This window comes from Streptomyces sp. NPDC005195 (assembly GCF_040608315.1).
Classification (GTDB): domain Bacteria; phylum Actinomycetota; class Actinomycetes; order Streptomycetales; family Streptomycetaceae; genus Streptomyces; species Streptomyces kaempferi.
Genome location: NZ_JBEXHZ010000160.1, coordinates 1 through 4,799, shown reverse-complemented (window position 1 = coordinate 4,799; position 4,799 = coordinate 1). Strand labels below are relative to the sequence as shown.

General features: G+C 70.1%; 1 protein-coding gene. It reads right to left on the bottom strand.

The annotated features are described in order from the left end of the window. Positions 1-4,799 (bottom strand): glycoside hydrolase domain-containing protein (locus ABZV34_RS37160; protein WP_356287003.1); only part of this gene is annotated, 4,799 nt, incomplete at both ends.

The following is a 4,799-nucleotide window of genomic DNA, read 5'->3' as shown; positions in this document are numbered from 1 at the left end:
TATGATCGGGAACCCGCCGTCACCGGCAGGCCGCCAGGTCACACGGACCTGCCGGCCGTCGGTGATCACGCCCGTGACGGTCGGCTTCTGCGGCTTGCCGCCATCGGTCACCACGGGTGCCGTGGCCGTGCTCGGGTTCGAGGTGCCGACGGCGTTCACCGCGCGGACGCGCGCCGTGTACGACTTGCCGGCCCGCAGCCAGGTGAACGTCGTGCTCCGGCTGTCCGGATCACGGATCTCGACCTGGTGGCCGTCGTCCAGAGTGACCTTGTAGCCGGTGACCCGCGAGCCGCCGGTGTCCTTGGGCGCGGACCAGGCGACGGTCACACTCGTGCCGGACGACGTCGCCGACACCGCGTCAGGCGTGGCCGGCACCGTCCTGGGCTTCGTGGTGAGCGCGGACATGGCGCGCTGGAGGGCGTCGTACCGCGCCGCCAGGACCGCGTCCGTTGCCGTGTCGTTCGCGACCGCGGTCTTCGCCTCGGCGAGTGCGTTGGTGAACGCCTTCCACGACGTGTCCGTGTAGCGCGCGTCCTGGAGGGCCGACGCGGTCGTGACCAGGTCCTCCAGTCGCAGCCTCGGCACCGGGATCAGCTGCCTGGCGGCGAGGGTGAGGCTGCGGGTCTGGGTGTCGACCTCCAGCTGGGTCGCGCCGTCGGCGTCGGCCAGGGTGTGGGCGGCGGCGAGTTCGCGCCGGTACACACCGAAGTCGATCGTGTCGTAGCGCGCCGCGTCGGCGGAGAGTCCCTCGTACTGCTCGATCGCCTTCCGCAGGGCGGACTTGTCCGTGACGGCGGGCGTCTCGACGTGGTTGAAGGTGATCCGGCCCAGGTTCGCGACGTACGGGTGCGAGGAGTCCGGGTTCGTCGTCAGCCGCAGGTGGACGGTGTGCGTGCCGGTGATCGCCTTGGGCAGCGTCAGGCTCGTCGTCCCGCCGGACGACCACGCGGCTCCCGTGACCGGCAGCGGCACGGTCGCGTACGGCGTGCCGGGGTTGGCCGTGTCGAAGGAGTCCAGGTAGAGCTGGACTGCGGAACCGGTGCCGCAGCGGGCGGAGTTGTTGACGTAGGTGATCGTGACGGTGCTCTTCGGGGAGCCGCCGAAGTCGACGTCCCCGTAGTTGAGCCAGGCTCCGTTGTAGGTGCCGCCGAGGTCGGTGGTGGAACCCGCGCCGGTCCAGCCGACCGGCTCGCTCTTGAGCCCGCCGCCGCTGTTCGAGCGGAACGCGGTGGCGTCGAAGCCGACGGGCGCGTTGGTGTCCTGCGTCAGGGTCAGCGAGTAGACGTTGCCCACGTAGGGCTGGGACGCGGACTGCGTGCTGGAGACGAAGTCGGCGTACACGTCCTGGACGCCGGTGAAGACGCTCGGGTCGAGGTGCACGCTCGTGGTGGCGATGGTTCCCCAGCCCGATCCGCTGTAGTCGAGCGGGACGGCCACGGTCTTCGGGCCGTCCTTCGAACCGAGGTGCAGTTCGATGTGCGAGTCCGACGCCGCGCGCGACTGGGGCTTGTCATAGCGGACGGTGACGGTGTCGGCGCCGTCTCGGAGGTCGGTGTCCTTCCATGCGGCCCACGCGCCGTTCGTCACGTTCTCGAAGATGCCGTTCGAGAGGTTGAGCGGGGCCGAACCGCCGCCGGTCGTGGTGGCGTTGACCGCGGTCAGCGTGGCGAGCGTGGTCGACGGGGACGTGGAGACCTCGTACGGCGAGAACTGGTACCGGTCGAAGTTCGACACCCACTGCTGGCCGGCCGGTGCGTGGAACACGAACGTCGCACCCGACGCGCCCAGCAGGGCGTCCGGGTCGGTGACGGCCGCCTGCACCGTGCTGTAGTACTGCCAGCCGCCGGTTCCGGGGAGCTGGACGGTGGCGACGACGGGACCGTCGGCGGCGCCGGCGTGGATGTCGACGCTGCTCGGCTTCGCGTTCGTCGCCTGCGAGTTCGCGTACCGGACCGAGAGGGTCCGCGGGGCGACCCCGCCGAAGTCCAGCTTGGTGTAACGCTCCCATGAACCCTCGGTGACGCCACCGAGGTTGCCGTCCGAGTTGTTCCGCTCGCTGACGAGGCTGGGGCCCTCCTTCTGGTCGGGGGACTCGGCCTGCAGGACGGCGTAACCGCCCTCGTCGATGGTGAGCGTGTCGACGGCGGACCGCAGCGCGTCGTCCGCGGCCATGATCGTGCCCGTCGCGGAGGCGGTGTCCGCGAGCACGGTCCGCGCGCGTTCGAGCGCCGACCGGAAGAGGTTCCAGGAACCGTCGGAGTAGTTGCCGCTGCGCACCAGGGACGCCTGGCCGACGAGGATGCGAAGGGCCTCGCGGTGCACCGCGGCGGCGGAGATGACCAGCGGGTCGGTCGGGGATATCCCGGTGCCGCGCACCGTCGACGCCCGCACGCCGTGAGCGAAGGCCGCGTCGGCGAACGTGATGCCGAAGTGCGCGTCGACCTGCGTGGTGCCGGTGAGCGACAGCGTCGCCGTGCGCGAGCCGGTGACACGGAGGTCCGCCGTGACACCGCCCGGCAGGCCGGTCACGGTCGCCGCCCCCGTCCTGGTGAGGCTGGTTCCCTTGCGGACGGCGAAGGCCGCCGGTCCGGACAGGGTGAGCCGCACGCCGCCGTCGACGGTGCCGTCCGCGGCGGTGGTCACGGTGTCCGGACGGGCGGAGACGACGGTGTCGCCCTTGCCCGTTCCCGTGCCGCCGTCACCCGTGCCGCCCGCGGTGTTCAGGGAGTACGCGGGCTTGGTACGGGCGCCCCACGGGGAGGGCTGGGAACCCATGGTGAAGTCCAGGGTTCCGCCGGAGATGATCTGCGAGTAGTCGAGCCACGTGTTGTCGAACCGCTTGCCGTTGAGGGTCGCGCCCTGCACGTAGTAGTTGCTCGGCGACACGCCGTCGGCCTTCACCGTGAACCGGCTGCCGTTGGCGTAGGTGATCGTCGTGGAGTCGAAGAACGGGCTGCCGATCTGGAACTGGCTGGAACCGGCGGTCACCGGGAACAGACCCAGGGCGGCGCCGACGAACATGGTCGACATGGTGCCGGCGTCGTTGTCCATGGTCGGCAGGAAGCCGTTCGGGGAGAGCTTGTAGACCTGGGTCTTGACCGGCGGGGTGAACTGGCCGCCGGAGCTGGGGGCTTCGTTCGTGGAGCCCGTCGCGATGTAGCGGTTCCAGGTCGTGCCGGTGTAGATGGCACGCACCCACTTCTGCGTCAGGCTCGGTTCACCGACGTAGTTGAAGAGGTACGGGGCCTGGAGGTCGATCTCGTTCGCGTTGGAGTGCAGCATGGTCGAACCGTCGTCGACGCTGGAGTCCTCGCCGAACATGTGCTTGACCGCGGCCTTGCCGGCCTTGTCGCCGCCCATGGCCTTGATGAGGCCGCCCATGTCGTACGCGTCGTACCAGTGGTACTGCCAGAGCGTGCCCTGGTAGAGGCCGGCCGCCTCGAACTTCTCGTAGTCCGCGCTCTGCCAGTCGCCGCCGGACGCGCGCGGGGTGAGCAGACCGACCTTGGTGCCGTCGGCCGCGGTCCAGGCGTCGGACTTCACGAGGTTGTCGATCGCCATGGTCGACTGGGTACGCAGCTTCTTCGCGTCCGCCTTCTTGCCGAGCGCGTCGGCGATGACGGCGAGAGCCCACTGGTCGTAGCCGCGCTGGACGGTCGTACCGGGGTCCCCGGTGACGTACCCCTGACGCAGCTGGGCCCCCGTGTAGTACCCGGAATAGGACAACAGCGCCGGGTACGCCTCGTCGAGCCGGTCGAAGTTCTTGAAGCCCTTCGACAGCGCGTCGGCGACCAGCACGGCCGAGCGCTCCCAGCGCACGGTCGGGACCGAGTGGGTGAGGCTGCCGAGGCTCTTGCCGGAGGCGCGCGCGTCGGCGAAGAGCTCGACGAGCGACTGCACCATGTCCCGGTAGGTGGCCGGGTCGATGTAGGCCTCGACGGAGTACTTGCGGAAGTCGTCCCAGGTGGACCAGCCGTCGTAGTACGTGAAGCCGTTCGCCTTGTGCACCGCTCCGTCGGCGCCGCGGTACGTTCCGCTGGTGCTGGTGGCGTTCACCGGCAGCGCGTACATGCGGTACAGGTGCGTGTAGAACTCCCTGGTCAGCGTCGACCCGGGGTCGGACTTCGCGGAGGCGCGCACGTCGACGGCCCCGAGCGCGCGGTTCCAGTCCGCCTGCGACTGCGCACGCGCCTGGTCGAACGTGAGGTGGCCCACCTCGTTCCGCTGGTCGGTCGCGGCCTGTTCGGCGCTGATCGGCGACAGGGTGACGCGCAGTTCGATGTCCTGCCCGGCGGACTTGTCGAACGCGAGGACGGCGCCGGTGTCGGCGCCGTCCTGCGTGGTCGCGTCGCTCAGCTTGCCGTCGCCGCCCCAACTCCGCAGGGAGGTCACGGGAACGTTCGTGGTGGCGTCGTAATAGAGCTGGTACGAGGCGCCGTTGAACGACCCCGCGATGAGCCCGCTGATCGAGGTGGTCCCGTCCGGGAGCGTCGTCGCCTTCATGGTCGAGCGGGTGCGGCTGGTGAAGTTGTTCGCCAGGTCGAGGACGAGCTCGGGGTCGGACCCGGAGGGGAAGCTGTACCGTTCGAGCGCCGTGCGCGTCGTCGCGGTCATCTCGGCCTTGACGCTGCCGGGGTCCTGCGTCACCGACGACGCGGTTCCGGAGACGGATCCGAGCCCCACCTGGTAGTAGCCGGGCGTCGCGGTCTCGTCGTCGTGGCTGTAGGTGTGGGCGTACGTGCTCGGGGCGGGGCGCTTGTCGTACCGCACGGACGTCGGGACGACCAACAGGTCGCCGC